Origin of the sequence: Branchiibius cervicis (assembly GCF_042661605.1) — a bacterium.
Lineage (GTDB): Bacteria > Actinomycetota > Actinomycetes > Actinomycetales > Dermatophilaceae > Branchiibius > Branchiibius cervicis.
Genome location: NZ_JBHSWJ010000002.1, coordinates 734,429 through 761,333, shown reverse-complemented (window position 1 = coordinate 761,333; position 26,905 = coordinate 734,429). Strand labels below are relative to the sequence as shown.

The following is a 26,905-nucleotide window of genomic DNA, read 5'->3' as shown; positions in this document are numbered from 1 at the left end:
AGAACGACCTGCCGGCTCAGTCACCCTTGACGTTGACCAGCTGCCGCAGCGTGTGCCGGATCTGCACCAGGTCGGCGGCATCCGCCATCACCTGGTCGATGTCCTTGTACGCCGCGGGGATCTCGTCGACGAACGCTGCGGTGTCGCGGTACTCGATGTCACCCATCGCGGCCCGCAGATCCTCCTGGGTGAAGGTCCGCCGCGCCGAGGAACGGCTGTGCACCCGGCCCGCACCATGCGGGCTGGAGTTCAGCGCCACCGGGTTGCCCTTGCCGACGACGACGTAGGACGCGGTCCCCATCGAGCCCGGAATGAGCCCCCACGTGCCCTCCGAGGCGTCGATCGCACCCTTACGGGACAACCACACCTGCTTGCCGAAGTGCCGCTCGCTCTCGGTGTAGTTGTGGTGGCAGTTGACCTCCTGCTGCCGCTCGAACGTCTCCGCTGCTCCGCCGCTCACCCAATAGGCGAACTCCCGCACCACCCGGTCCATCATCTCGGCCCGGTTGAGGAACGCGAACCGCTGCGCCCACCGCAGTTGGCGCACATAGGTGGTGAACTCCGGCGTGCCCTCCACCAGGTAGGCAAGATCATTGTCCGGCAACGAGATCCACCACTGCTTGGCCAGTCGCTGGGCGACCTTGATGTGGTGCTGGGCGATCTTGTTCCCGACGCCACGCGAGCCCGAGTGCAGGAACAGCCAGACGCGATCCTGCTCGTCGGCGCTCACCTCGATGAAGTGGTTGCCGGAGCCGAGCGTACCCAGCTGCAACGGCCAGTTCTTCGCGTACGACCCCGGGTCAAACCCGTACCCCTCTGCCAGAGAAAGCAACTCATCAATCCGATCCTGCGTGTGATCGCGGGTCACCTTCCGGTTGTACGCCCCCGCCGACAGCGGAATCGACCGCTCGATGGACACCCGGAGCCTGCCCTTGTCCTGCGGCAGGTCGGCCACGGAGTACGGCGTGCGCACCGCCATCATCCCGCAGCCGATGTCGACCCCGACCGCCGCCGGGATGAGGGCGCCCAGCGTCGGGATGACCGACCCCACGGTCGCACCCTTTCCCAGATGGGCGTCCGGCATCAACGCCAGATGCGGGTAGATGAACGGCATCGTGGCCGTGACCTTCGCCTGCTCCATCGTCTTCTCATCAAGGATCGACGCCCAGTTCAGGAGCCGATCCGAAATCCGGTCCATGTCGGATTCCTCTCTGTGTGAATGGTTTCTGGACAACAAAGAGCCCCAGCCGAACGGCTGGGGCTCGCGGTGCGTGCGATCGGGTCTACTCCGATCGCGGACGTACGTCAGCGAACCCCACCGGGCCCTCCGGCTGGGGTTGCTTGCGCAGGTACGTCGTGCTCACGCCCGGAACCGTATCCCACCTGGCGCCCGGCGGGCATCCCCTTTTCTGCGCACGGCCACCGGTGTCCCCCGATCGGGGGACACCGCATTCACCCGGTACACCGTCCGACCGGTCGACAGGTTCGGCGTGGATCCGGCAGCACAGTGGAGCCATCGCCACGGACGGTCCGCGGCCCACATCGAAAGGAAAGATCATGAAGACCACCTCCAACACCACCACCGCCCCGGTCTCGCAGAAGCGGTCGTCCCGCCGGGTTGTCGCGGCCTCCACCGGCGCGGCTCTGGCCATCGCCGGAATCTGCGGCGCGGCCGTCTTCGCCTTCGCGCCGAGCTCACACGCCAGCACCGCCGGGCAGTCGACTCCCGCAGCCACCGTGGTGAAGCCTTCGGCCAGCATCAAGGCGCTGCAGCAGAAGCTCGGCGACCTGAACTACTACAACGGTCCGATCGACGGGATCCCCGGTCCGCAGACCACCGCCGCGATCAAGTACCTGCAGCGCGACGCCCACCTGCCCCAGACCGGCGTCATGAACCAGGCCACGACCAACGCGATGAACAAGATGCTGATCTCCGGCAACAACGTGATGGGCGCCAACTGATCCCAGCACACCGCCCACCATCGACGAACGGCCCGCTCCTGCGGGCCGTTCGCGATGCCCGCACCCAGCCGCAGTCACAGCGGCAGGCGCGCCTCGGTCCGTGCCGCGTGGCGTACCCGGGTGCACCACGAGGCTGTCGCGCGCGGCGGCGATCCGAACCCGCCGGGACGCCAGCCCGAGATGCCCCTCAGCGAGTCGGTCCTCGATGTCGACGCCGCTCATCCCGCGACCGTCGTCGGAAACAGTCAGTACCGCCTCGTCGACCCGAGCCGCTCACGTGATACTCCTTCTTTCCGCCGTCAGATAGCAGACCAACGCCAACGCTTCCATGAGGACCGCCGCCCACAGCCCCGCCGTACCGAACTGAGTTGTCGCATAAGCACCCACGAGAGCGCCGGCGGCGAACGCGAGGACCACCAGCGCACTGATCGTCAGACCCCAGCGGCGGTCGCGCGATGGTTCGCGGATCATCGAGGCGGCCGATTGCATCAATCGCAGTAGATTCCCGGTGGTCGCGATCGTGACCACCGGAAGCCCACCGGCTGAGCGGAAGATGTCGAGGCGGATCGCACCGACGAAGGAAAGGACGACCAGGAAGACCGCGGCCGGCGTCCTGCCCGGCATCACGGCCAAGACCGCGAAGACGACGACCTGCGCGGTCAGGATCGCGGTGATGGCCGACCTCGGCAGCACCGGGCGGCCGGCCCGGAACGTCTCCGCCGCCGCCAGCCCCGCGACGTACGCCGCGAGGGGCCACACGTAACGCGCCCACGCGGCGCCCTGCACCACCGCGACGGCGAGGAAGACGACGTTGCCGGTCTGGGCGAACGCGAACGACTGGTACCGAAGGAACAGGTGCGCGTCGATGCAGCCGCTGACCGCCGTCATGAGCAACGGCGTGGTCACTCCCATGTCGTCGACGACTCGTGAAGCGTTCATGTTTTCTCTCGAGGCCGGGCTCTCGCGGCGAGTGCCCCGGGTTCATCATGGCGCACGTCGCTGACCCGGGCTCGTAGTCTTCCGGTATGGCTATCACGACCAGCGTTCCCGGCTTGCACCTCATCGACCACGAGATCGAGGTCCCGCTGGATCATGCGGATGCGTCGGGCGGGACCATCACCGTCTTCGCCCGCGAGGTCCGCCGGCCCGGCGATGCTGACGACCGGGACGCGCTGCTCTTCTTGCAGGGTGGTCCGGGTGGCGAAAGTCCACGCCCCACAGGGCTTCCCGAGGCACCCGCCTGGTTGCAGAGGGCACTGCAGGACTACCGCGTGATCCTGCTCGACCAGCGCGGGACCGGGCGCTCGACGCCCGTCACGGCGATGGCCGACAAGAGCCCGCAGGAGCAGGCCGATTACCTGGCGCTGTTCCGGGCGGACGCGATCGTCGAGGACTGCGAGCTGCTGAGAGCACAGCTGGGCATCGAGCGCTGGTCGCTGCTCGGCCAGTCGTTCGGCGGGTTCTGCACCCTGCGGTATCTGTCCGCGCATCCCGGCTCCGTGCGGGAGGCGATGTTCACCGGCGGGGTCCCGCCGATCGGCGTACCGGTGGACGCGGTGTATTCGGCCACCTACCAACGCACCCTCGACCTCACGGCCCGGCACTACCGCGCGTTCCCCGGCGACCGTGAGCGAATGCGGGCGCTGTCCGCCCGGGCCGCAGCCGGCAACGTGAGGTTGCCGAACGGCACCGTCGTCAGCCCGGATCACCTGCGCGGGATCGGGTCCGTGCTGGGAATGACCGGCGGGTCAGAACAGATCCACTACTTGCTCGAGCGCGATCCGGACGGGCTGGGATTCGGGTACGAACTGGCCTCGTTGCTGTCGTTCAACGCCCATTCGCCCTTGTACCTGCTCGTCCACGAGGCCTGTTACGCCGACGGCGGCATCACCGACTGGTCCTGCGCGCGGGTCCGCCCGGACGTCTACCTCGACGACCCGACACTGTTGACCGGAGAGCACGTCTTCCCCTTTCACGTCACCGCCGACCCGTTGCTCGCACCGTTCCAGGAAGCGGCCGACCTCCTGGCGCGCAGGGATTGGCCGCAGCTGTACGACCCGTCGGTGCTCGCCGGGCTGGACGTGCCGGCCGCGGCTGCCGTCTACTACGACGATCCCTACGTGCTGCGCGAGCATTCACTGCAGACGATCGAGCGGGTGCCGACGATCCGGCCGTTCATCACCAACACCGTGCTGCACAACGGCCTGCGGGTGATGCCCGATGAGATCCTCGGCCGGCTCATCGACATGGTTCGCGGGCGGGTCTGACCTTCGTCGATCGGTCGCCGCGGCTGCTCGGGCGCACCTAGGCTGATCTGGTGAGCACACCGGAGGACGCGCCGACGAAGCCGCCGCGGCAGGGGCGCAGTTTTGCCAAACCACTCATCATCGTTGCCCTGTCCGTCATCGCCGGATACCTGGTCGTCGAACTCGTCGGGCAGGTCGACTGGCAGCAAGTGGCCCACGCGTTCACCAAGTTCTCGTGGTGGCAGATCGCGATTCTTATTGTTCTGGTGGCCATCCGGCAGGTATTCAATGCCCTCCCCTTGGCCACGTTCGTGCCGGGTCTGGGGGTGATGCGGTCGCTGGACAACGACCTGGCCGCGAACGTCATCGGTACCATCACCCCGCCCCCGGGAGACATGGTCATCCGTGTCGCGATGTTCAACTCCTGGAACATCAACCCGATCGACGGGATGGCCGGGGTGACGATGAACATGCTGAACTTCTACGCCGTCCGGCTGCTGTGTCCGGTGATCGGTCTGGCCGTCTTCGTGGGGGCCGGCATCGAGGCGCACCGCACCGTCTGGGCGCTGTTGTGTGCCCTCGGGGCGGTCGCGCTCCTCCTGATCCTGGCGATGGTGCTGCGCGCCGAGGACTGGGCCGACCGCCTCGGCCGCAGTGCTGCAGCGTCAGCGCGGCGCTTCAAAGCAACCGCCGACCCCGACAAATGGTCGGCCGCCGTGACCGATTTCCGCGCCCGGATGGCTACCGGGTTCGTGCAGCGCTCGGCCAAATCCGTTGCCTCCTTGATCGCGATGGTGGCCGTCGACGCTGTGGTTCTGCTACTCGCCCTACGCTTCGTCGGTATCAGCAGTAGCAGTGTGGGTGGGCTGTTGGTGATCGGGACCTTCTTCATGGCCTACCCGCTCACCACCATGCCGCTGTTCGGTTTCGGCATCCTCGATGCGGTGCTGGTCAGCACCTACGTGGAGAGTGCGGGTGAAGCATGGGAACCCGAGATCATCGCCGCCGTCGCCGTGTGGCGTGCTCTCACCATCCTCGGTCCACTTCTGGTCGGCGCCGTGACAGTCTTTCTGTGGCGTCGACGCACCGGCACCGATCTGAACCTGTGGGGTGGCCGCCACGACAAGGACGCTGCCGTACCTGCTTCCTGACGAGCTTCAGCCCAACAGCGTCTTCATCGTCGCAATCTGCGCGGTCTGACTGCTCTGAATCCGGTGCGCGAGCGCTATGGCGTCCGGGTTCTGACCCTGCGCGATCTCCGTCCTGGCCATGCTGAGAGCGCCCTCGTGATGACTGATCATCATGGTCAGGAACATCCGGTCGAAATCCGCGCCCGTGCTGTCCATCAACTTCTGCATGTCCTGCGAACTCATCATGCCCGGCATCGCCGAGCCCATGTCGTGCCCGCTCATCGACGTCGGCACCGGTTTGCCCCAGGCCTGCAACCAGTCACTCATCTGCTGGATCTCCGGAGCCTGCGCCTTCTCGATGTCGGCGGCAAGTTGCTTCACCTGGGTCGAGGAGGCCCGGGCCGCGGCTAGCTTGGCCATCGTCACCGCCTGCTCGTGATGCGGGATCATCTGGGTCGCGAACTGCACGTCGGCGTTGTTGAACACCTGACCCGCCGACGACGATGGCGAGGCCGTAGTGGTGGACGTGGACATCATGCTCATCCCGCCCATCGCGGTCGCATGCTCTGCATGCTGGGCATCGGATGAGGAGCCGCACGCCGCGAGGATCACCGCAGCGGGCAGGGTGACAGCCAAAGATCGCGCAATTCGTTGCACACCCGGAATATACCCCTGGGGGGTACATGGACGCGTCGGGCCCGGGAATCTGTCGCCGACATCACGCGTTGCCGTCGGTATGAAGATCGACATCTGGTCCGACATCGCCTGCCCATGGTGTTTCATCGGCAAACGCCGCTTCGAGAAGGCACTGGCTACCTTCGCCCACCGTGACGATGTCGAGATCCACTGGCACAGCTACCAGCTCGACCCCGCCCTACCCGAGCGCTACGACGGTAGCGAGGTCGATTATCTGGTGGCCAGCAAGGGCATGCCCCGCGAGAACGTCGAGCAGATGATCAGCATGGTCGGCGCGCAGGCCGCGGAGGAGGGACTGCACTACGACTTCGATCACCTCGTCGTGGCCAACTCCCTACCCGGTCATCATTTGCTGCACCTGGCGGCCCGGCGCGGCGTCGCCGACCAGGTGAAGGAAGCATTGCTGTCCGCGCACTTCGAGAAGGGCCAGGACATCGGCGACGACCACGTGCTGATCGCCATCGGCGAGGCACACGGCCTGTCCGCGAGCGACGTACGGGAAGCACTGACCGACCCGGAACTGACCGCCGAAATCGGACAGGACTTCGCGCAGGCCCGCGCCTACGGCATCAGCGGGGTGCCGTTCTTCGTGCTCGACGAGAAGTACGGCGTGTCCGGCGCCCAGCCGCCGGAGGTGTTCAGCCGGGCTCTGGAGCAGGCGTGGCGCGACGCGCATCCGCTCGTGGTCGCCGAGCCGGTTGGGCCGATCTGCGGGCCGGAGGGCTGCTGACAGCCCTACCATCGGTGCGTGGACAACGAGCACCGCTACGTCTCCTCCGGTGAACTGCCCGACCACGAGGAAGCCGACGCATGGGTCGGGCGGGCGTACGACGAGTTCGCACCAGTCGCCGACGGCGCCCTGTCAACGGTGTACCCCGCTCTAGCGCAAGCAGATCCGGACAAATTCGCAATCTGCCTGACCTCCGTCAGCGGCGTCTCCTCCGCGCGCGGGGACCTCGATGAGAAGTTCACCTTGATGAGCGTGTCGAAAGCGTTCGTCCTGGCCCTGGTCTGTGAGCAGGTCGGGCTCGACGTCGTACGACGAGTGGTCGGGGTCAACCCCACCGGGTTGCCCTTCAACTCGTTGGCGGCCATCGAACGCTTTCCGGACGGTCGCACCAACCCGATGGTCAATGCGGGTGCGATCGCGACCAGCAGCCTGGTGCCCGGCGACACCTTCGAAGAGCGCTGGATTCTGCTGACCCGGACGCTGTCCGCTTTCGCAGGGCGGTCGCTCACCCTGGACCAAGCGACGTACGAATCGGCGCGTACCACCAACATGCGCAACCGTTCGATCGCCTACCTGCTGCGCTCCTACGACGCTATCAACGGCGATGCCATGGCGGCGCTCGACCTGTACACCCGCCAGTGCTGCCTCGAGGTCAACACCGCCGATCTGGCGGTGATGGGCGCAACCCTTGCCACCGGTGGAATCAACCCGGTCACGCAGGCGCGTGTCGTGTCGCCGGCCACGGCCCAGGCCGTGCTTGCGATCATGACCATCGCGGGGATGTACGAGAATTCCGGCGACTGGCTCCTGGACGTCGGAGTACCCGCCAAGTCCGGGATCAGCGGCGGGATCGTCAGCGTGTCCCCCGGGAAGGGAGCGCTCGCGACGTACTCCGCGCCGCTGGACGCGGCGGGCAACAGCGTGCGTGGGGTGCAGACGGCGATGTACCTGTCCCGGCACCTGGGTCTGGACGTGGTGGCCGTCCCGGACTGAGCAGGCCGAGCGGCAGGGTTCATCCAGCGTTCGCCGCAGTGCCACCGGGACGCCACCCGTCGCGGCGTTGCATAGCTGGGTGAGCAACGAAGCCAACATCAGCCGCCGCGCGATCCTCGCCGCCGCTGGCACTACCACTGCGACCTTCCTGACCCCGATTGCACCGGCCTCTGCGGCGGGGTCGCCCGCGACCACCACCGTCTCGGGGCACGTCGATCCCGGACCGGCCGACTTCGTGTACCTGCCGGTCGACGTACCGGCTGGCATCCAGCGCCTAGAGGTCAGCTACACGTACACCAAACCCTCCGTACCACCAGGAACCCCAGGCAACGCTTGCGACATCGGAATCTTCGATGAACGCGGAATCTCCCCTGACCTCAGAGGTTTTCGAGGCTGGTCGGGAGGTTTCCGTACGCAATTCTCGATCAGTGCGGCAGAGGCGACCCCGGCCTACCTGCCCGGCAAGATCGGCCACGGTCGCTGGCACATCGTGCTCGGCCCGTACCAAGTGGCACCGCAGGGTCTGGACTACGAGGTCACTGTCACGCTGATCCCAGGACCTAACGCGAAGGCCTACCAGCCGCAGTACCCCCAACCCGCGCTGCCGGGGGCCGCGCGTGGTATCGCGGTGACTGTCATCTGCACACCGTCTACTCCGACGGCAAGCGGCAACCCAGTGAAGTAGCAGCCGGTGCACGCGCGGCCGGGCTGGACTTCATCGTCTCTACCGACCACAACACCAGTGCCTCGCACGGCGTGTGGGGACCGTTGGCCGGCGACGACCTCCTGATCGTGACCGGCGAAGAGGTCACGACTCGCAACGGTCACTGGCTCGCGCTCGGGCTGACGCCCGGCCGGACGATCGACTGGCGGTACCGCTCCCGGGACGACCGCATCGATGACGCCATCCGCGCAGTTCACGCGCAGCGCGGGTTGGCTGTGTCGGCCCACTTGTACTGTCCCTGGATCGGCGCCGAATGGAAGTTCGGTTTCGACGGTCTGGATGCGACCGAAGTGTGGACAGGACCGTGGGGTTGGGATGACGAGGCTGCCGTCTCGACGTGGGCGAACCGGTTGGCTGTCGCCGCGCGACACGGTGGCGACTGGTTGCCGGCTATGGGCAACAGTGACGCCCACAGCCCCGGTGACGTGATCGGCCTGCCGCACAACGTGGTTCGAGCCGATCGTCTCGACCGTGACGCGGTGCTGGCGGCGATCAAGGCCGGCCGTAGTTGGATCGCGGAGTCGTCCGCGGTCAAGCTCACGCTCAACGCAACTGCGGGTCGCCGTACGGCGGAGATCGGCGAACGCCTGCGTGCCCACCCGACCGACCCGATCACGGTGACACTGTCCGTCGCCGGTGTGCCGAACGGCACTGTGCGCCTGTTAACCGACCAGGGTCAGATGTTCCAGACCGGCCTGCCCGGGGACGGGTCGGGGTCGATCACCTGGCGTACGACGTCCCAAGCCGCCGCGTTTGTGCGCGCCGAGGTGCGCCACCCGGTCAGCGGCGGAGGCGCCGGCGGCACCACCATGGGGCCGGTCGCCGGCTTCGGACCGATGGCTGCGTTGACCAACCCGATCTGGATCAATCGCCTCTGAAATCTCTGGAAGCGTTACCGGGGTGTCACCGGAGGTAATGCGGTAGAAACGCGGTAGGCGTTGACTGCCTACTTACGCATGTTTCAGAAGGGACACCACCGGATGACCGTCGTACGAGCCGCCATCACACAGACCACCTGGACCGGGGACAAAACCTCGATGCTGGACAAGCACGAGGGATTCGCCAGAGAAGCGAAAACCCAAGGGGCCCAGGTGATCTGCTTCCAGGAGTTGTTTTACGGACCGTACTTCGGCATCACCGAGGACGCGAAGTACTACGACTACGCGGAGCCGGCGGACGGTCCCATCGTGCAGCGTTTCGCGGCGCTGGCGAAGGAGCTGCAGATGGTGATGATCCTGCCCATCTACGAGGAGGAGATGCCCGGGCTCTACTACAACACCGCGGTGGTGGTCGACGCCGACGGCACGATCCTGGGCAAGTACCGCAAACACCACATCCCCAACCTCGACAAGTTCTGGGAGAAGTTCTACTTCCGACCCGGCAACCTGGGCTACCCCGTCTTCGAGACCGCCGTCGGCAAGGTCGGTGTCTACATCTGCTACGACCGGCACTTCCCGGAGGGCTGGCGCGAACTGGGCCTGAACGGCGCGCAGATCGTCTTCAACCCCAACGCCACCAAACCGGGCCTGTCCAACCGGCTGTGGGAGATCGAACAGGCCGCAGCTGCCGCCGCGAACGGCTACTTCGTCGCCGCGCCCAACCGGGTCGGGACCGAGGACAACGAGTACGGCGACCTGGCCGTGACCTTCTACGGCAGCTCCCAGTTCCTGGACCCGCGCGGCAACTACGTCGGTGAGCTGGGTTCGGCTACCGATGAGGAGATCGTCGTGCGCGACCTGGATCTGGATCTCATCCGCGAAGTCCGCAACGACTGGCAGTTCTACCGGGACCGCCGGCCCGACTCCTACGTCGCGATCCCGAAGGCGTGAGCCGATGACGACTCTGATCACCGGAGGAACCGTCGTCAGCGCGACCGGCCGCACGACGGCCGACGTCCTGGTGGAGGGTGAGAAGATCACGGCCCTGCTGGCTCCCGGCGCCGCCGACGCGCTTGGCGTCCAGGCCGAAAAGATCGACGCAACAGGCAAATACGTCATTCCGGGCGGTGTCGACGCGCACACCCACATGGAGATGCCCTTCGGCGGCACCTTCGCCTCCGACACCTTCGAGACCGGCACCCGGGCCGCCGCCTGGGGCGGCACGACTACGATCATCGACTTCGTCGTGCAGTACCCCGATCAGCGGATCATGGACCAGTACCACGCCTGGCACGAGAAGGCCGCCGGCAACTGCGCCATCGACTACGGCTTCCACCAGATCCTGTCCGATGTCCAGGACGACTCGCTCAAGGCGATGGACGAGCTGATCGACGAAGGCGTGACGAGTTTCAAACTCTTCATGGCCTACAAAGGCGTCTTCCTGTCCGACGACGGTCAGATCCTGCGGGCTTTCCAGAAGGCGGCGAGTAACGGCGCCATGATGATGATGCACGCCGAGAACGGCAGCATCATCGATGTGTTGGTCCAGCAGTCGGTGTCGGCGGGCAAGACCTCTCCCTACTACCACGGCGTCACCCGGCCCTGGCAGGCCGAGGAGGAGGCCACCCATCGCGCGATCATGATCGCCGACCTCACCGGGGCGCCGCTCTACGTGGTGCACGTGTCGGCCAAACAGGCCGTCGAGCAGATCGCCGCGGCCCGCGACCGGGGGATGAACGTCTTCGGTGAGACCTGTCCGCAATATCTCTACCTGTCCCTGGAGGAGCAGCTGGGCGCGGTCAGTGAGCAGTGGGGAGAGTTCGAGGGCGCCAAGTGGGTCTGCTCGACCCCGCTGCGTTCGCGCGCAGAGGGCCACCAGGACCACCTGTGGCAGTCCCTGCGCACCAACGACATTCAGATGGTTTCCACCGACCACTGCCCCTTCTGCATGAAGGAGCAGAAGGAGATGGGCATCGACGACTTCTCCAAGATCCCCAACGGGATCGGCTCGGTGGAGAACCGCATGGACCTGATGTACCAGGGCGTCGTGGGCGGGCACATCAGCCTTGAGCGCTGGGTGGAGATCACCTCGACCACGCCGGCCCGGATGTTCGGCCTCTACGGCACCAAGGGCATCATCGCGCCCGGTGCCGACGCCGACATCGTCGTCTACGACCCGGCCGGGCACACCTCGATCGGCATGGGCAAGGCGCATCACATGAAGATGGACTACTCCGCCTGGGAGGGGTATGAGATCGACGGCCACGCCGATCTGGTGATGTCCCGCGGGACCGTCGTCGTCGATGAGACCGGGTACATCGGCACTAAGGGTCACGGCAAGTACCTCAAGCGCGGCCTGTCGCAGTACCTGATCTGAGCCGCAATGGATTTCGGTGTCGTCCTCCAAACCAATCCCCCGGCCTGGCGGGTCGTCGACCTGGCCAGGACCGCGGAGAACTACGGCTTCAGTCACGTCTGGACCTTCGACTCGCACCTGCTGTGGCAGGAGCCCTACGTCATCTACAGCCAGATCCTCGCGCAGACCCATCGCATCACCGTGGGTCCCTTCGTCACCAACCCCGCGACCCGCGATTGGACCGTGACCGCGTCGGTGTTCGCGACGCTCAACGACATGTTCGGCAATCGGACCATCGTGGGCATCGGCCGCGGCGATTCTGCCGTCCGAGTCACGAACGGCAAGCCGACCACGCTGAAGGAACTGCGTGAATCCATCCACGTCATCCGGGAGTTGGGCAACAGTCGCTCGGTCGAGTACAACGGATCAACCCTCCGGTTCCCCTGGAGCACCGGCAGTTCGCTGGAAGTCTGGGTCGCGGCGTACGGGCCGCTAGCCCTCAAGCTCACCGGCGAGGTGGGCGACGGGTTCATCCTGCAACTGGCCGACCTGGACATCGCCGAGTGGATGATCGGGACCGTACGGCGCGCGGCGGCCGAAGCGGGCCGGGATCCGGCCGCGATCAAGTTCTGCGTGGCCGCTCCGATGTACGTCGGGGACGACCTTGCCCACCAGCGCGACCAATGCCGGTGGTTCGGCGGGATGGTGGGCAACCACGTGGCCGACATCGTCGAGAAGTACGGGGCCGATGGCGCGGTGCCCACAGCGTTGACCGACTACATCAAGGGCCGCGAGGGTTACGACTACAACCACCACGGCCGCTCGTCCAACACCCACACCCACTTCGTGCCGGACGACATCATCGACCGGTTCTGCGTGCTGGGCACGGCAGCCGATCACATCGAAAAGCTCACGGCCCTGAAGGAACTGGGCGTCGACCAGTTCGCCGGCTACCTGCAGCATGACAACAAGGACGAGACATTGCGCGCCTACGGCGAGACGATCATCCCCGCGCTGCGCGACGACGTGAGCGCCAAGCTGTGAAGCGATGGCGCGCCTGGCTGTGGGGTGCTGCGGGGATCGTGCTGCTGGCGGTGGTGTGGGAGGCCTACAAAGCGCTCGGGCCGGCGGACGGTGTGCGGATCGGCGACACCATCGTGCTGCCGCGCACCAACGATCTGGCGATGCCGCACCTGTGGACGATGGTGCAGCGAGCTGGCCAGCCGGTCACCTCGGCACCGGGTGCGGCGCCGCTGTGGTCCTACGTACTGTCGGCAGCGTGGCTCAGTTTCAAAGTTGCTCTCATCGGCTGGGCCATCGCCCTTGTCGTGGGCATGCTGCTGGCCCTGGTGATGCAGCGTTCCAAGATTGCCAACAGCGCGCTCCTGCCGTGGGTCGTGCTCAGCCAGACCGTGCCGCTCATCGCCCTGGCACCATTGGTGAAACGCTGGAGCTCAGCCTTCCACATCGGCGGATTCGCCTGGCAGGACTGGATGTCGGTTGCGGTCATCGCCGCCTACCTGGCGTTCTTCCCGGTCACCGTGGGCATGGTGCGCGGACTCAACTCGCCGGTCGCGGCCCAGACCGATCTGATGCGCTCCTACGCGACCGGCTGGTGGCAGAGCCTTATCCGGCTGCGAATGCCAGCGGCGGTCCCCTACCTGATCCCGGCGCTGCGGTTGTCGATCGCCGCCGCGGTGATCGGCACCGTCGTCGCGGAGGTCTCGATCGGCATGGACGGCGGTATCGGCCGGATGATCATCGAATTCGCGCAGACCGGTAGTGCGGATCCCGCCAAGCAGTGGTCACCGATCGGTGGTGCGGTGCTGATGGGTCTGGCGGGCGCCGGCCTGGTGGCGTTGATCGGTCTCTTGTTGAAGCGATACCGGAGGGCTGAAGCGTGACTGGCGTCGTAGTGCAGGGTGTTTCGAAGGTCTTTCCCGGCAAGGGTTCGGACGAGGTCGTCGCGCTGGATGACATCGACCTCACCGTCGAGCCGGGCGACTTCGTGTCGCTGATCGGCCCCAGTGGGTGCGGCAAGTCCACCCTGTTGCGGCTGATCGCCGATCTGGACTCACCGACGGCCGGCTCGCTGAGCGTCTTCGGCAAGACTCCCCATCAGGCCCGGTTGGACCAGGACTACGGAATCGCCTTCCAGCAGGCCGGGCTGCTCCCCTGGCGGACGGTGCGAGCCAACATCGAGTTGCCGCTGCAACTGCACAAGGTCGACGGGCGCACAGCGCGAGTGGACGAACTGCTCGAAATGGTCGGTCTGTCCGATTTCGCCGGACGCTACCCCGACGAGTTGTCCGGCGGTATGCAACAGCGGGTAGCGATCGCGCGAGCGTTCGCCGAGAAGCCCAAGCTGCTGCTCATGGACGAGCCGTTCGGCGCACTGGACGAGATGACCCGCGAGCGCATGCAAGGCGAATTGGTCCGGCTCGCCTCGGAATCCGGCGCCTCGGTGGTCTTCGTGACCCACTCCATCCCCGAAGCGGTCTTCCTGTCCGATCGCGTGGTCGTGATGTCACCCCGGCCGGGTCGGATCCGCGAGATCGTCTCGGTAGACCTCGGCCGCGGCGTCGACCGCGGCGAAGCGCTGCGTGAGGACACCTCGTTTTTCGAGCGCGTCAGCGCCGTTCGCGAAGCACTCCACGGAGGTAGCCCGACCGGTGTGCGCGGGGTGGAGAACCGATGAGCGCCCGGCTGCGGACGGTGCTGGCGCCGCTCGTCTTCGGAGTGCTCGCCCTCCTGCTGTGGCAGTGGTTGGTCACCGCGCGCGACATCCAGCCCTACGTGCTGCCCAGCCCGTCCGCGATCTGGGAGCAGTTCACCGGCAGCCTCGACATCATCCGCGATGCCGCGATCACGACCGCCAAGAACGCGTTGCTCGGCCTGGTCATCGGGACGTTCTTCGGCGTCGTGTGGGCGGCGCTGGCCGCCGCCATCCGGCCGGTGGAACAGATGGCCGCTCCCCTGGTGGTGGCCTTGTCCGTCATCCCGATCGTCGCTCTGGCTCCGGTGCTCTACGCGATGTTCGGCGCGGCGGCCCAGACCGGGCGCGTGCTGGTTGCGGCCATCGCTGCGTTCGTGCCGGTCTACGTCAACTCGCTGAGGGGCCTTCGGACCGTTGCGCCGTTGCACCGGGATCTGATGCGCTCCTACGCCGCCACCGGCTGGCAGGCGACGCGCGCGGTCACGCTTCCGGGCGCCGTACCCTTCATCTTCACCGGTATCCGCATCGCCTCGTCGGTAGCAGTCATCTCGGCGCTGATCGCGGAATACTTCGGCGGACCGTTGGACGGCCTGGGCATCTCCATCACCTCGGCCGTCTCATCGTCGCGCTACTCGCTGGCCTGGGCCTTCGTGCTCGGGTCGGTCATCATCGGTCTGCTCTTCTACTGCGTCACCTATGCGCTGGAAGCGCTGGTCACCCGCCACCGCGCCTGACCCGACCCCGGTACGGCCCGACGGTGCGCCGTACTTCCCTCTCTCCCAACGCAGTACAGAACCACCAGGAGGAACCAGTGACCCCATCGATCCGCCGGACCAGGACGATCATCGTCCTGGGAGCGGCCAGCGCCCTCACCCTCGCCGGGTGCGGTATGAGCAGCAGTTCCAGTTCGTCACCCGCCGCAAGTGCACCGAGCTCCGCAGCGGGGACGGGTACGTCGGGTGGCGGCGCCACCAAGAAGGTCACCCTCCAGCTGCAGTGGGTTGCCCAAGGCCAGTTCGCCGGTTACTACGTCGCGGAGAAGAAGGGCTTCTACGCCAAGGAAGGTCTGGACGTCACGATCAAGCCGGCGGGCACGGACACGGTGCCGATCGACGTACTCGCCTCCGGAGATGCGGACTACGCGATCTCCTGGGTGCCCAAAGTCCTCGGGTCGATCGAGGGCGGCACCAAGGTCACCGATGTCGCCCAGATCTTCGAGCGCAGCGGGACCACTCAGATCTCCTTCAAGGACAAGGGGATCACCAGTCCCGCCGACCTGAAGGGCAAGAAGGTCGGGTCGTGGGGCTACGGCAACCAGTGGGAGCTGTTCGCCGGGATGCAGAAGGCCGGCATCGACACCAACAGCCAGATCTCGTTGGTGCAGCAGGCGTTCGACATGAACGGCTTCCTCAACGGCGACATCGACGCCGCCCAGGCTATGACGTACAACGAGTACGCCCAGGTGCTGGAAACCATCAATCCGAAGACCGGCAAGCTCTACCAGCCCTCCGACCTCAACGTCATCAACTGGAACGACGAGGGCACGGCGATGCTGCAGGACGCGATCTGGGCCAATGCGGACAAGCTGGCCAGTGACAAGGACTACCAGGACACGACCACGAAGTTCATCAAGGCGTCGATCGAGGGCTGGATCTACACCCGGGACCACCCGCAGGAAGCCGCAGACATCGTGGCAGCAGCAGGTTCGACCCTGCCTGCGGGGCACCAGTTGTGGATGGTCAACGAGGTCAACAAGTTGATCTGGCCGTCGACCGGCGGGATCGGGACCGTCCAGAAGTCGGCGTGGGACCAGACCGTCGATATCGCGCTGCACACCAAGGACAACACCGGCAAGACGATCATCACCAAGGCACCGCCGAGCGATGCCTACAGCAACGTCTACGTCGAGAAAGCCTTGGCGCAGCTGAAGTCGGAGGGTCAGGACGTGATGGGTGCCTCGTTCAAACCGGAGACGGTCACGCTCAAGGAAGGCGGGAAGTAGCCCGGCCCGCTCGTCGTCGCGGCCCCTGCACCTTCGGTGCGGGGGCCGTGGCGCGCACAATGGGGCCATGACCGTGATCAAGATCAACGCCATCACCGTGCCCAAGGAGACGGGCGACGAACTGGCCCATCGGTTCGCGGCCCGACTGGGCGCCGTCGACGGCCAGCCCGGCTTCGGTGGGTTCGAACTGCTCAAGCCGACCGACGACCGCGAACAGTGGCTGGTCGTGACCCGCTGGGACGATGAGGACTCGTTCCAGGCGTGGGTGACGTCCTCGGCGTTCCGCGACGGGCACGGCCACGGCCACGACGGCCAGAGCAACGAGCGCGCCAAGCCGGTCGGGACCGCCAGCGAAGTCTGGAACTACGAAGTCGCCGTGAAGAGCGAATCGTCCTGATCCTCAGCGGTATTGCGCCGCAAGGATCCCCTTCACCAGTTTCCCGGTCGCCGAACGCGGCAGGTCCTGCGTGAAGTCCAGCGACCGCGGGATCTTGTAGTCGGCGATCCGGCCACGCAGGCTGTCCAGGATCTCGACCGCCAATTCCTCGCTCGGCTGCACGCCGGGCGCGGGCTGGACGACCGCCTTCGCCACCTCACCCAACTCTTCGTCCGGCACCCCGATAACGGCCACGTCCAGGATCGCCGGGTGCAGCGCGAGTGCGCTTTCGACCTCCTGCGGGTAGATGTTCACGCCGCCGGTGATGATCGTGAAGGCCACGCGGTCGGTCAGGTAGAGGTAGCCGTCCTCGTCGACGTGACCGATGTCGCCGGTGGTGGTCCACGTCGGGTGCTGCAGATGCTGCGCGGCCCGGGTCTTGGCCGGGTCGTTGTGATACTCGAAGGGCAGGGTGTCGCGCTCGAAGTAGACGACACCGGTCTCGCCCACCGGCAGGTCCGCGCCATCCGGACCGCAGACGTGGATGATGCCCAGCGCCGGTTTGCCCACCGTGCCCGGTTTGTCCAGCCACGTTTGCGAGTCGACGAAGGTCAGACCGTTGGCCTCCGTCGAGGAGTAGTACTCGTGGATGATCGGCCCCCACCAGTCGATCATTCGCTGCTTGACCTCGACCGGGCAGGGCGCGGCGGCGTGGATCGCCACCCGCTGGCTGGACACGTCGTAATTCGCACGGGTCTCCTCCGGGAGTTTCAGCATCCGCACGAACATCGTCGGCACCCACTGGCTGTGCGTCACGCGGTACTTCTCGATAGCCGCGAGAGACTGTTCGGCATCGAATCGCGTTGCCATCACGATGGTTCCACCCAGAGCGTTCACGACCCCGCCGAACCGCAGCGGTGCCGCGTGGTAGGTGGGCGCCGCGGAGTAGTACACCGTGTTGTCATCGAAGCCGTACAGGCGGGAGAACAGGGCGGTGAAGGTGTCGCCCGGGTCGCCCACCTGCCGATCGGGCAGCGCTGACTTGATTCCTTTGGGTCGACCGGTGGTGCCCGATGAGTAGAGCATGTCGACACCGCGCGGTTGGTCCTCCAGAGGTGCATCCGACGTGGTGGCCAACACCTCGGCGTACGAACGGAATTTGTCCGTGGCCTGCCCGTCGAGCGCAATCAGGACCTGCAGGCCGGGCACGAGATCGACGACCTGACGGGCCTTGGCCAGGTGCGCCGCGGAGACAAGAAGCGCCTTGGCGTCGCAATCGGTGAGGATGTACGCCGCTTCGTCGGCAGTCAGGTGATGGTTCACCCCGGTGACGTAGTAGCCGGAGCGCAGGCCGGCCCAGTAGACCTCGAACACCGCCGGGATGTTGTCGGACAGGAACGCGATGTCGTCACCGAGCTCGATTCCGGCCTCGCGTAGGTACCGGGCGAGTTTGCGTGAGTTGGCGTCGAGTTGAGCGAAGGTGCGCACTTCCCCGGTGTCCGCGTGGATGATGGCGGGTTTGTCCGGCGTGGTGTCTGCATACGCTCCGGGATACATCCGCGGCTCCTTCACTCATGTGGCTCGGATCACACGGGAGACGCTAAGCGGGCGAGCATCGGAGCGCAACAAAAAACCGGTCCTGACCGCAGTTTTGCTGGCCAGGACCGGTTTCGATTGGTAGCGGGGGCAGGATTTGAACCTGCGACCTCCGGGTTATGAGCCCGGCGAGCTACCGAGCTGCTCCACCCCGCGTCGGCCTGATAACCATACGTCAGCGGATGCGCGCCGACCAAATCGGCACCGAGGGGACCAGCGGCGGGTCGAGAGTCCCGGTATTGCGGGCGTGTGACGACCGCGGCGGTTGTCACCGGGTCGAGTGTCCCGGTAGTGGCGCAAAGGGTCGCCCGAAACTACTTGGTCGAGGGGGCGGCACTCGACGTACTCAACTTCTCCGCCTCGGCGATCAGGGTCTTCAGCTTCTCCTGCGCCGCGCCGTACGCCGTCCAGTCGCCGGCCTTCAGCGCCGCCTCGGACTGGTCGTAGGTCTGTTGGATCTCGTTGATGACCTGCGGCAGCGTGCGATTGCCCGTTGCGGGCGGGTTTGACCCGGACGTGGACGGAGTGGGGGTCGGCGTGGGAGTCGCGGTCGACCCCGAACCGCCGTCGCCGTCCCCCGAGCCGGAGGACGTCGAGCCCGTCGAGTCGGTTGCGATCGCCGCATCACCGGCCGTCGCTCCGGACGAGCCGCCGAACAACGTGTTGAGCGCCTCCTGCAAGGTTGCGCCCCAGGCCACCTGCTTGCCGAAACCCACGACGACCGCCCGCAGCAACGGGTAGGGCGTGGACGAAGTCGACTTCACGTAGAGCGGTTCGACGTACAGCACACCGCCACCCACCGGCACCGTCAACAGGTTGCCCTGCACGATCGACGCGCTCGACTGGGTGTTGGAGGTGATGAACTGCGACAACGTCTGCTTGTAGGAGGCCGAATACGCCGACGAACTCCGCAACTGGTTCTGGAAGTTCTGCGGCCCGGTCACCGTCGCGTTGCTCGGCATTTTGAGGATCTTGAACTTGCCGTACGTCGAACTCTTCTGTCCCGCAGTCGATCCGGCGTTCGCATCGACTGCCATGAACGCAGTCAGGTTGTTCTTGGTATCCCCCACCGGCACGAAGTTCGTTGTCAACGAGAACGTCGGCGTGGACTCCCCGGGCATCGCCATGGACAGGTAGTACGGCGGCTGTTGAGCGTTTGTCGAGCCCTGGGTCGGGTCGTCCGGCACCGACCAGAAGTCCCCGCCGGAGAAGAAGTCCGACGCCGTCGAGACGTGGTACTTCGCCATCAGCTCGCGCTGCACCTTGAACAGGTCCTCGGGGTATCGCATGTGCGCCATCAGCGACCCGGATATCGCCGACAGCGGCTTGACCGTGCCGCCGAACGCCTTGCTCCACGTCTTCAGGATCGGGTCGGACTCATCCCAGGCGTAGAGCGTGATCGACCCGTCGTACGCGTCCACCGTCGCCTTGACGGAGTTGCGGATGTAGTTGACCTGGCCGGCGTTGATGCCGCGCACGTTGCTCGCGGTGGCGGTCACCGAGTCGCTGGTCGCATCCCCCAGTGATGTCATCTCCGAGTTCGGATAACGCGCCGTCGTGGTGTAGCCATCGACGATCCACTTGACGCGACCGTCGACGACCACCGGATACGGGTCCCCGTCTACCGTCAACCACGGCGCCACCTTCTTGACCCGGTCCACCGGGTTGCGGTTGTCCAGCAGTTTCGAGGTGGAGCCGATCGCATCGGTGAGCAGGAAGTTGATCTCGCGGTACTTCAGCGCGTACGCGAACCGGTTGATCGGGTTGCCGATGTCGACGCCACCGGATCCCTTGTACGACGTGCGCTGCTCGCCGCTGCCCGTTCCGTCCGTCGGGTAGTCCAGTTCGCGGTTCCCGGTCGCGCTGACGATGGAGTACTCCGGGGAGGATTCGCCGAAGTAGACGCGCGCCTCGTACGGGCTCAGCGCACCCGTCGAAGGCATGTCCTTCTCGATGAACACCGGCTCACCGTTGACCGTCTGGGAGTTGCCCTTGGCCGCCACCACGCCGTACCCGTGGGTGTAGACCGTGTGCTCGTTGACCCAGTTGCGCTGGGCCGCAGGCACCTTGGACAGGTCCAGTTCACGTACGCCGACCACCGTGTCCTGGTTCTGACCGTCCACCTGGTAGCGGTCGACGTCCAACGAGTCCTGGAATTGGTAGTAGTTGAGGCTGCCCTGCAACTGCTGGAAGGTCGGGGACACGACGCTGGGATCCATCAACCGGATGTTCCCGACGGTCGCGGAATCGTTGCTGAGCTGGCCCGAGCGCGTCGTCTGCACCGGGTTGTACTGGGTGGTCGCCACATCGGTCAGTCCGTAGGCAGCCCGCGTCGCGGCCATGTTCTGGCTGATAAAGCGACTCTGCAACGTCTGGGCGTTCGGTTGCACCCGGAAGCTGTCCATCAGCGCGGGGTAGATCCCGCCCAGGCCGACAGCGACCACGACCAGCATCGCCAGCGCGATCACCGGCAGTCGCCAGGTCCGGGTCCAGATGGCCGCGATGAACAAGGCTGCGCACAGGAGACAGGCGAACGCCAGGATGGCCTTGGTCGGCAGCACGGCGTGCTCACCGGTGTAGTCCATCCCGGTGAATTTGCGCGTGTCAGCGGTGGTCTGGGCGTAGCGGGCCAGCCAGTAGGCGACGCCCCGGACCAGGATCAGCACCGCGAAGAGGACGCCGAGCTGGATCCGGGCGATGGGCGAGACGTGCACGCCGCCGGGGCCGATCGAGATGCCGCCGTAGATGTAGTGGGTCACCAGCGCCGCGATCAGCGCAAGGATCAGCGCAAGGGTGAGGAACGAGACCAGGAACTCCAGCCACGGCAACGTGAAGACGAAGAATCCGAGATCCTTGTGGAACTGCGGGTCGGTCTGGCCGAAGGGAGTGCGGTTCAACCACAGCAGCGCGGTCTGCCATTGGGAACTGGCGATCGACCCGGCGAACAGGCCGAAGAAGACCGGTACGGCGACGAAGGAGACTTTGCGGAACGGCTCCAGCAACTCGCGGTAGCGGTCCATCGTTTCCAGTTCCGGGGTGCTCGGCGCGTAGATCGGCCGTCGCCGGTACGCCAGCAGCTGGCTGCCGTAGATCAGTCCGCCGGCGATGAGGCCGCCGAGCAGGAACAACAGGACTTTGCTGGTCAGCTCGGTGCGGAACACCGAGGAATAGCCGACACTGTCGAACCACAGCTTGTCCGTCCACAGGTTCGACCAGACGTTGAGCAGGATGACCAGCACCAACAGCGCGGCGAGGATCCACACCCAGATCAGCCGCGAGCGCCGCATCAGGGGCGCCCGACGGGTCGATTGGTCGGCCTCGTCGAAGTCGTCGTCTGCGCTCACGCGGTCAGGTCTCCTGCCGTGCTCAGTCGGGCATGGGGCCTACAAACTAACCTGCCACGCTATGGATCCGCGGCGGTGCCCACCGGAGCGCGGTAGCCGCTACGGCACAATCGTGCTCGTGAGGCTTCGACGTGAGTGAATCCCAGGACGCCGCGGAGGTGATGCGCGCCGCCCTCGATCCGCTGACGGTGTGCGCCGTCGACACCGAACGGTACGTCGCGCGGGCCGGCTGGGATCAGCCGCCGCGCCTCTTCGCGATCGCCAGTAATGCGGGACTGTTGGCCCGGGAGCCGGCTCTGGCGCCCCAGTTGGCAGGCGCCGACCCCGCGGCGTACAGCACCATCGAGCAGGAGACCCTCGCGCCGACCGCGAACATCGAGTCGATGCTGCGGCGGATGACCTGGCCCGATGAGGTCGAGGGGGTCGCCCTGGTCGTCGAGCGATTGGTCGTCCCGCCCGAGGCGGAGACGGATCTGCCGCAGGACCCGTCCAGAGCGGCGGCCGCGCTGGCCGCCCACCCCGATCGGCGCGACGTACGTCTGACCGCCGCCGTCCTGCGCTCCGGCCAGTCGGTCTGCCTGTTGCGCCAACGCGACCACGACAGCGACGACAAGGTCGCGATCGGTCAGGACATCGCACCGGGTCTGGTCGCGGCCCTCCAGGCGACGCTGGAGTAAGAGGTCAGGACGCCGTACACGTCGGTAGGCCCTGCGACTGGCCGGCCGCGAGCTTCTGTACGTCGGCTCTGGCCTCATCGAACGTCGCGATCCTCACCACCGTCAGCCCCGCGGGCACGTGTCCGACCACCTCGCCGCAGTCGGACTCAGGGGCCAGGAAGTAGGTCGCGCCGGCGTCCCGGGCCCCGATCATCTTCTGCCGTACGCCGCCGATCGGGCCGACCGTGCCGTCCTCGCTGATGGTGCCCGTGCCGGCGATGCTCTTGCCCCCGGTGAGCGACCCGGAGGTCAACTTGTCGTAGATGGCCAGGGAGAACATCGTGCCCGCCGACGGGCCGCCGACATCGCCGGCGTTGACGGTGACCTTCACCGGGAAGCTGTACTTCGGATTGGGCACGATGCCCAGATACGCCTTGCCGTTGTCCGGGCGGGCCCCGGTCCTGGCCTCGAGACTGACGCTGCGACCGTCCCGTTCGACGGTCACCGGCACGGTCGCGCCGGCCTTCACGCCGTCGAGCGCGTTGATCGGGTCGTCGATACGGGCGATCGCCTTGCCGTTGATCGTGACCAGGATGTCGCCGACGTGGAAGACCTTGCCGGACGGCGCGTCGGACGCGACGGCCGCGACCTCGATCTTCTCGCCCACGGTGAATCCGGCCGCACGCAGCGCCACGGTCTGGGCGATCTCCTGGGAGCCGGTCATCTCGGCCGTACTCTCCTGCTGCACCTCATCGGCGGTCTGACCCTCTTGGAAGAAGGCCGATTCGGGATAGAACTGCGCATCCCGGTCGGTGAGCTTGGTCCAGGCCCACTCGATCGCCGAGACGGGGTATTGCGGCCCGCCGGCCAGGGACACCGTGGTGAAGAGCAACTGACCGTCGGTGGGGTAGGTCGTCGCGCCCTCGATGTTGATCACCGGCTTGCCGTCGACCGTGCCCAGCGTGTCGGTCGCAGGGCCGGGCCGCAGGATCGCGACCGGCACCTTGATCAGGCTCGCCACGGACAATCCGACCACGATCAGCGCGCTCAGGATCAGCAGAATCCAGGTCCGCTTGGTCGGACTGCGCCGGGGCGCGGGCGCCGGCGGCGTGGTCTGCAGGTCGGCCCGCACCGCGGAGGCAGGGTCCTGGGGCTGCTGCTGCCCGGGATCGTCGGTCACAAACCCACCCACTGCGTCTCGCCGTCGTCGAAGGCCTGCCGTTTCCAGATCGGCACCTGGGTCTTGATCGTGTCGATCAAAGCTGTGCATACGCTCAGTGCGTCCCCGCGGTGGGCACTGCTGACCGCAACCACCACCGCGACGTCTCCCACCACGAGCTGGCCGGTGCGGTGCACGGCGGCGGCCGCGATGATCGGCTCGGTGAGCACGCTCTCGATCACCTGCGCCAACACGTCGGCCGCGCTCGGATGCGCCTCATACTCCAGCCCGGAGACGTCGCGTCCGCCGTCCTGGGCCCGGACGTGCCCGACGAAGACACCGGTACCCCCGGCCCGTGGATCGTCGACCGCTTCGATGACCGACCCGACGTCGATCGGCTCGGCACTGATCGCCGCCAGCCGCACCCTGGGTTCCACCTGCGCGTCTCCTCCTGCTGTTACCGACGTGGTGACCGACCCGGTTACGCCAGGAGCGCAAGACCGTCGCACCCACCCGGGAACGCGAGAGGGGGTCGGCGTGGTTATCTAAGTAGAGATAGTGACTGATCCCGCGACGGATTCTCGCACTTGCGAACATTACGGATGGAGCCACGGTGAGCAACAGCCCGCTCGAACCCTCCGGCCCGGAGGAGCCGCCGGACCTTTCTGAGATCCTGCGATCGTTGATGAACGGCGATATCGGGGCCAACCCCGAAATGGCCGACGCCCTCAAACAGATGGGCTTGGAGAACGTCGATCCGGCGATGATGCAGATGGTCGGAGCGCAGATCCAGGCCATGATGTCCGGTTCGGCCGACGACGGCAGCTTCAACGTCGAGCTGGCCACCGACGTCGCCCGCAAGCAGGTGTCATCGGTCGGCGACGCGTCCGTCACGGCCGGCACGCAGCGCGACGTGGAGCAGGTCGTCCAGGTCGCCAACCTGTGGCTCGACCAGGTCACCGATTTTCCCGTGTCCGGGCCGGCAAGTGCCGCCAGTCGCGCCGAATGGGTCGAGACGACGATGCCCGCCTGGCGTGGTCTGGTCGAACCCGTGGCACAGGGCGTCTCCGGCGCGATCCGCTCGGCCATGCAGGAGCAGTTCCGCGCCCTCGGGTCACAGGACCTCAGTGAGCTCGGGCTCCCTCCGGGTCTGGACGCGAGCATGGTGATGGGCCAGATGGAGCCCATCGTGGGCCGGATGAGCGCTGCGATGTTCGGGATGCAGGTCGGCCAGGCGGTCGGCGCGTTGGCCGGCGACCTGGTCACCGGCACCGAAGTCGGTCTGCCCCTGATCCCGGACGGCACCGTGATGATCCTGCCCGCGAACGTGTCGGCCTTCGCCGAAGGTCTGCACGTCGACGCCGGTGAGGTGCACCTCTACCTCGCCGTCCGCGAGGCCGCGCGCATGCGGCTGTTCCAGTCGGTCGGCTGGGTCGGTCCCGCGCTGATCGCCGCGGTGCAGAAGTACGCCGGTGACATCAGGATCGACACCGAGGCCATCGAGCGCGCGGTGCGCGAGACGGACACCACCGATCCGGCGCAGTTGCAGGGCGTCCTGCAGAACTCGTTGTTCGCCCCTGAGCCCAGTGAGGCCCAGCAGGCGGCGTTGGCCCACCTGGAACTGTTGCTCGCCCTGGTCGAAGGCTGGGTCGACGAGGTGAGCGAACGCGCGGTCGAACCCCACCTGCCCAATCTCGCCGCCTTGTCAGAGGCAGTACGCCGTCGGCGCGCCTCGGGTGGACCGGCCGAACGGGTCTTCGCTTCCTTGGTGGGCCTGGAACTGCGGCCCCGTCTCATGCGGGAGGCTGCCGCCTTGTTCACCGCCGTCGAACAGGCCGAGGGCGCCGCGGGACGGGACGAGACGTGGAAGCACCCCGACTTCGCCCCCACGGCAGCCGAGCTGCCCGACCCGGCACGGTATCTCGCCCGCCGCGCCGGCGGGACCGAGCCCTCTCGCGACGCCGTCGACGACGCACTGGAAGCGCTGTTGGCGCAGGGTACGGCCGAGTGGGAAGCAGAAGGTGACGACCCCCAGGCGCCCGACTCTTCATCGTGACCTCCTTGCACGATGCGGCGACGGCCGCGGTGCGCGAGTACCACCCGTCCAGCGCCGGGCAACAGCAGTTGCGGACGCAGTTCCTGACCCACCTGCGCCGGCATGACGACGGAGTGTGGAAGACAGGACCGCCAACCCACCTGACGACCAGCACCTTCGTCTATTCGGCAGATCTGGACTCGGCGCTGCTGGTGCTGCACGGCAAAGCCAAGCTGTGGCTGCAACCCGGTGGCCATCTCGAGCCGGACGACTTCGATCTACCGGCCGCCGCACTGCGGGAGGCCACTGAGGAGACCGGGATCGCCGACCTGACGCTGCTGCCCGGCGTGGTCCAACTGGACCGGCACGCGCTGGCCGACGCATTCGGGCGCTGCCGTGAGCACCTGGACGTCCGGTACGCCGCGATCGCACCCCCGGGTGCGACGCCGGTGAACTCGCCGGAGTCCGAGGCCGTGGGCTGGTGGCGGCTCGACGCCCTTCCCGCGGTGACCGATCCACAACTTCCGCTCGCGCTGCGCGAGGTCGCTCGGCAGCTTCGCGACAGGAGTCAGGCAGGTAACCCGTCGGCGTCGTCGGAGCCAGCAGCATCGACATCCGACTCGTCCATCCGCAGCGCACTGCCGAACTCCACCCCGTCCAGGTAGGCCTGGGCGCGGATCAGATCCGGATACCCCGCCAGCAGCGCCCAGAAATCGCGTCCGTGACCCGGCTGCAGCAGGTGGGCCAACTCGTGCAACAGCACCGAGTCGATCACGTAGGCCGGCATCCCCTGCAGGCTGGTCGAAAGTCGGATCGTGCCCTCCGACGGTGTGCAGGAACCCCACCGGCGGCGTTGGTTGCCGACCCAACGCACCGACTCCGGATGCGCCCGATCGGCCAAATACTTGCGGGATAGCGCCGCCGCACGTTCCATCAGGTCCTGGTCGGGACGGCCCCGACGACGGCGGCCGCGCGGGGTCTGTACCCGCTGCACCATGTCCGCTACTGCCTGGGCCTCCGCGCGACCGCCCAGACCGGCCGGCACCAGCACGATGATGCGTCCGTCCGCCCGGTACCCGTTGATGGTTCGGCGGCGCCGGGCCGATCGGCGTACCTCGACCACCTGACCAGACACCATCAGCAGGTCGCCGCGCACGGGCGTCTTGGGGGCGGCGGGACTCACGGGTCCATCGTCGCGGATCGGTGTGCTCATCGCCATGAGGCCGACCGTACGCGTGGACACGCCGTGTCCGCGCGATGCCGGGCGCACGGTGTGGACAACCCCGGCCGCCCTGACCCGCCTGTG

Annotated in this window: 26 protein-coding genes and 1 tRNA gene; 18 read left to right on the top strand and 9 right to left on the bottom strand. The window is 66.7% G+C overall.

Annotated features, from left to right (window positions below; genetic code table 11):
- Positions 1 to 16: 16 nt before the first annotated feature.
- The gene (locus ACFQBT_RS04245; RefSeq protein WP_377820637.1) at positions 17 to 1,198 is read right to left on the bottom strand and encodes an RtcB family protein; all 1,182 of its coding nucleotides are present in this window, start codon (positions 1,196 to 1,198) and stop codon (positions 17 to 19) included.
- Positions 1,199 to 1,557: 359 nt separating this feature from the next.
- On the opposite strand from ACFQBT_RS04245, the gene ACFQBT_RS04240 reads away from it, so the two are divergent.
- A complete protein-coding gene (locus tag ACFQBT_RS04240) occupies positions 1,558 to 1,962 on the top strand; it encodes a peptidoglycan-binding domain-containing protein (RefSeq protein WP_377820636.1) in 405 nt (134 codons plus the stop codon).
- Positions 1,963 to 2,235: 273 nt separating this feature from the next.
- On the opposite strand, the gene ACFQBT_RS04235 is transcribed toward ACFQBT_RS04240, so the two are convergent.
- Positions 2,236 to 2,901, bottom strand: coding sequence for a YoaK family protein (locus ACFQBT_RS04235; RefSeq protein ID WP_377820634.1), 666 nt, complete (start codon positions 2,899 to 2,901; stop codon positions 2,236 to 2,238).
- An 86-nt stretch (positions 2,902 to 2,987) separates the two neighbouring features.
- Between ACFQBT_RS04235 and ACFQBT_RS04230 the strand changes: the two genes are divergently transcribed.
- Together ACFQBT_RS04230 and ACFQBT_RS04225 are read left to right on the top strand one after the other, a co-directional pair.
- Positions 2,988 to 4,229 carry an alpha/beta fold hydrolase gene (locus tag ACFQBT_RS04230; protein WP_377820633.1) on the top strand — a complete coding sequence of 414 codons (1,242 nt, stop codon included), beginning with the start codon at positions 2,988 to 2,990 and terminating at the stop codon, positions 4,227 to 4,229.
- Between the two features lie 50 nt (positions 4,230 to 4,279).
- On the top strand, positions 4,280 to 5,359 hold the full coding sequence (locus ACFQBT_RS04225; protein ID WP_377820631.1) for a lysylphosphatidylglycerol synthase domain-containing protein: 1,080 nt from the start codon (positions 4,280 to 4,282) through the stop codon (positions 5,357 to 5,359).
- A gap of 6 nt (positions 5,360 to 5,365) precedes the next feature.
- Here ACFQBT_RS04225 and ACFQBT_RS04220 read toward each other — a convergent pair whose 3' ends face one another.
- Complete coding sequence (locus ACFQBT_RS04220; RefSeq protein WP_377820629.1) at positions 5,366 to 5,974, bottom strand: DUF305 domain-containing protein; 609 nt, start codon at positions 5,972 to 5,974, stop codon at positions 5,366 to 5,368.
- Between the two features lie 100 nt (positions 5,975 to 6,074).
- Between ACFQBT_RS04220 and ACFQBT_RS04215 the strand changes: the two genes are divergently transcribed.
- From ACFQBT_RS04215 to ACFQBT_RS04160, 12 genes are all read left to right on the top strand, one after another.
- The gene (locus ACFQBT_RS04215) at positions 6,075 to 6,764 is read left to right on the top strand and encodes a DsbA family oxidoreductase (RefSeq protein ID WP_377820627.1); all 690 of its coding nucleotides are present in this window, start codon (positions 6,075 to 6,077) and stop codon (positions 6,762 to 6,764) included.
- An 18-nt stretch (positions 6,765 to 6,782) separates the two neighbouring features.
- Positions 6,783 to 7,757 carry a glutaminase A gene (gene glsA, locus ACFQBT_RS04210; protein ID WP_377820626.1) on the top strand — a complete coding sequence of 325 codons (975 nt, stop codon included), beginning with the start codon at positions 6,783 to 6,785 and terminating at the stop codon, positions 7,755 to 7,757.
- Positions 7,758 to 7,836: 79 nt separating this feature from the next.
- Entirely contained in the window at positions 7,837 to 8,442 is a 606-nt protein-coding gene (locus ACFQBT_RS04205; RefSeq protein WP_377820624.1) for a hypothetical protein, read from the top strand.
- A complete protein-coding gene (locus ACFQBT_RS04200; protein WP_377825347.1) occupies positions 8,397 to 9,359 on the top strand; it encodes a CehA/McbA family metallohydrolase in 963 nt (320 codons plus the stop codon). Before ACFQBT_RS04205 ends, ACFQBT_RS04200 begins: the two co-directional genes overlap by 46 nt.
- Before the next feature lie 102 nt (positions 9,360 to 9,461).
- Entirely contained in the window at positions 9,462 to 10,310 is an 849-nt protein-coding gene (locus ACFQBT_RS04195; RefSeq protein WP_377820623.1) for a nitrilase-related carbon-nitrogen hydrolase, read from the top strand.
- Positions 10,311 to 10,314: 4 nt separating this feature from the next.
- The gene (gene hydA / locus ACFQBT_RS04190) at positions 10,315 to 11,736 is read left to right on the top strand and encodes a dihydropyrimidinase (RefSeq protein ID WP_377820621.1); all 1,422 of its coding nucleotides are present in this window, start codon (positions 10,315 to 10,317) and stop codon (positions 11,734 to 11,736) included.
- Between the two features lie 6 nt (positions 11,737 to 11,742).
- Entirely contained in the window at positions 11,743 to 12,759 is a 1,017-nt protein-coding gene (locus tag ACFQBT_RS04185) for a TIGR03842 family LLM class F420-dependent oxidoreductase (protein WP_377820619.1), read from the top strand.
- Positions 12,756 to 13,619, top strand: a complete 864-nt coding sequence (locus ACFQBT_RS04180; protein ID WP_377820617.1) for an ABC transporter permease — start codon at positions 12,756 to 12,758, stop codon at positions 13,617 to 13,619. Before ACFQBT_RS04185 ends, ACFQBT_RS04180 begins: the two co-directional genes overlap by 4 nt.
- Complete coding sequence (locus ACFQBT_RS04175; RefSeq protein ID WP_377820615.1) at positions 13,616 to 14,413, top strand: ABC transporter ATP-binding protein; 798 nt, start codon at positions 13,616 to 13,618, stop codon at positions 14,411 to 14,413. Before ACFQBT_RS04180 ends, ACFQBT_RS04175 begins: the two co-directional genes overlap by 4 nt.
- Positions 14,410 to 15,165, top strand: coding sequence for an ABC transporter permease (locus tag ACFQBT_RS04170; protein ID WP_377820614.1), 756 nt, complete (start codon positions 14,410 to 14,412; stop codon positions 15,163 to 15,165). Before ACFQBT_RS04175 ends, ACFQBT_RS04170 begins: the two co-directional genes overlap by 4 nt.
- 77 nt (positions 15,166 to 15,242) lie before the next feature.
- A complete protein-coding gene (locus ACFQBT_RS04165) occupies positions 15,243 to 16,433 on the top strand; it encodes an ABC transporter substrate-binding protein (protein ID WP_377820612.1) in 1,191 nt (396 codons plus the stop codon).
- Between the two features lie 67 nt (positions 16,434 to 16,500).
- Positions 16,501 to 16,830, top strand: coding sequence for an antibiotic biosynthesis monooxygenase family protein (locus tag ACFQBT_RS04160; RefSeq protein WP_377820610.1), 330 nt, complete (start codon positions 16,501 to 16,503; stop codon positions 16,828 to 16,830).
- A 3-nt stretch (positions 16,831 to 16,833) separates the two neighbouring features.
- On the opposite strand, the gene ACFQBT_RS04155 is transcribed toward ACFQBT_RS04160, so the two are convergent.
- From ACFQBT_RS04155 to ACFQBT_RS04145, 3 genes are all read right to left on the bottom strand, one after another.
- Positions 16,834 to 18,366: an acyl-CoA synthetase gene (locus tag ACFQBT_RS04155; protein WP_377820608.1), complete on the bottom strand. Its 1,533-nt coding sequence runs from the start codon at positions 18,364 to 18,366 to the stop codon at positions 16,834 to 16,836.
- 118 nt (positions 18,367 to 18,484) lie between these two features.
- A tRNA-Met gene (locus ACFQBT_RS04150) sits at positions 18,485 to 18,561 on the bottom strand.
- Between the two features lie 158 nt (positions 18,562 to 18,719).
- The gene (locus ACFQBT_RS04145) at positions 18,720 to 21,749 is read right to left on the bottom strand and encodes a UPF0182 family membrane protein (RefSeq protein WP_377820606.1); all 3,030 of its coding nucleotides are present in this window, start codon (positions 21,747 to 21,749) and stop codon (positions 18,720 to 18,722) included.
- A 161-nt stretch (positions 21,750 to 21,910) separates the two neighbouring features.
- Between ACFQBT_RS04145 and ACFQBT_RS04140 the strand changes: the two genes are divergently transcribed.
- Complete coding sequence (locus tag ACFQBT_RS04140; RefSeq protein WP_377825345.1) at positions 21,911 to 22,426, top strand: PPA1309 family protein; 516 nt, start codon at positions 21,911 to 21,913, stop codon at positions 22,424 to 22,426.
- Positions 22,427 to 22,430: 4 nt separating this feature from the next.
- Here the strand turns inward: ACFQBT_RS04140 and ACFQBT_RS04135 are convergent, their stop codons facing one another.
- Together ACFQBT_RS04135 and ACFQBT_RS04130 are read right to left on the bottom strand one after the other, a co-directional pair.
- Positions 22,431 to 23,585, bottom strand: coding sequence for a YlbL family protein (locus ACFQBT_RS04135; RefSeq protein WP_377820605.1), 1,155 nt, complete (start codon positions 23,583 to 23,585; stop codon positions 22,431 to 22,433).
- A complete protein-coding gene (locus tag ACFQBT_RS04130) occupies positions 23,582 to 24,001 on the bottom strand; it encodes a molybdenum cofactor biosynthesis protein MoaE (protein WP_377820603.1) in 420 nt (139 codons plus the stop codon). The genes ACFQBT_RS04135 and ACFQBT_RS04130 overlap by 4 nt, the downstream gene beginning before the upstream one ends.
- Before the next feature lie 176 nt (positions 24,002 to 24,177).
- Here ACFQBT_RS04130 and ACFQBT_RS04125 point away from each other — a divergent pair, with 176 nt between their 5' ends.
- A complete protein-coding gene (locus ACFQBT_RS04125; protein WP_377820602.1) occupies positions 24,178 to 25,620 on the top strand; it encodes a zinc-dependent metalloprotease in 1,443 nt (480 codons plus the stop codon).
- Positions 25,617 to 26,264 carry an NUDIX hydrolase gene (locus ACFQBT_RS04120; protein ID WP_377820600.1) on the top strand — a complete coding sequence of 216 codons (648 nt, stop codon included), beginning with the start codon at positions 25,617 to 25,619 and terminating at the stop codon, positions 26,262 to 26,264. Before ACFQBT_RS04125 ends, ACFQBT_RS04120 begins: the two co-directional genes overlap by 4 nt.
- On the opposite strand, the gene ACFQBT_RS04115 is transcribed toward ACFQBT_RS04120, so the two are convergent.
- Positions 26,168 to 26,842, bottom strand: coding sequence for a M48 metallopeptidase family protein (locus tag ACFQBT_RS04115; RefSeq protein WP_377820598.1), 675 nt, complete (start codon positions 26,840 to 26,842; stop codon positions 26,168 to 26,170). The genes ACFQBT_RS04120 and ACFQBT_RS04115 overlap by 97 nt on opposite strands.
- Positions 26,843 to 26,905: the final 63 nt, after the last annotated feature.

Coding starts and splice junctions, on each gene's coding strand:
- hydA (WP_377820621.1), top strand. CDS start 10,315: ATGACGACTCTGATCACCGGAGGAACCGTCGTCAGCGCGACCGGCCGC.
- ACFQBT_RS04140 (WP_377825345.1), top strand. CDS start 21,911: ATGCGCGCCGCCCTCGATCCGCTGACGGTGTGCGCCGTCGACACCGAA.
- ACFQBT_RS04195 (WP_377820623.1), top strand. CDS start 9,462: ATGACCGTCGTACGAGCCGCCATCACACAGACCACCTGGACCGGGGAC.
- ACFQBT_RS04240 (WP_377820636.1), top strand. CDS start 1,558: ATGAAGACCACCTCCAACACCACCACCGCCCCGGTCTCGCAGAAGCGG.
- ACFQBT_RS04170 (WP_377820614.1), top strand. CDS start 14,410: ATGAGCGCCCGGCTGCGGACGGTGCTGGCGCCGCTCGTCTTCGGAGTG.
- ACFQBT_RS04215 (WP_377820627.1), top strand. CDS start 6,075: ATGAAGATCGACATCTGGTCCGACATCGCCTGCCCATGGTGTTTCATC.
- ACFQBT_RS04160 (WP_377820610.1), top strand. CDS start 16,501: ATGACCGTGATCAAGATCAACGCCATCACCGTGCCCAAGGAGACGGGC.
- ACFQBT_RS04235 (WP_377820634.1), bottom strand. CDS start 2,901: ATGAACGCTTCACGAGTCGTCGACGACATGGGAGTGACCACGCCGTTG.
- ACFQBT_RS04230 (WP_377820633.1), top strand. CDS start 2,988: ATGGCTATCACGACCAGCGTTCCCGGCTTGCACCTCATCGACCACGAG.
- ACFQBT_RS04245 (WP_377820637.1), bottom strand. CDS start 1,198: ATGGACCGGATTTCGGATCGGCTCCTGAACTGGGCGTCGATCCTTGAT.
- ACFQBT_RS04155 (WP_377820608.1), bottom strand. CDS start 18,366: ATGTATCCCGGAGCGTATGCAGACACCACGCCGGACAAACCCGCCATC.
- ACFQBT_RS04185 (WP_377820619.1), top strand. CDS start 11,743: ATGGATTTCGGTGTCGTCCTCCAAACCAATCCCCCGGCCTGGCGGGTC.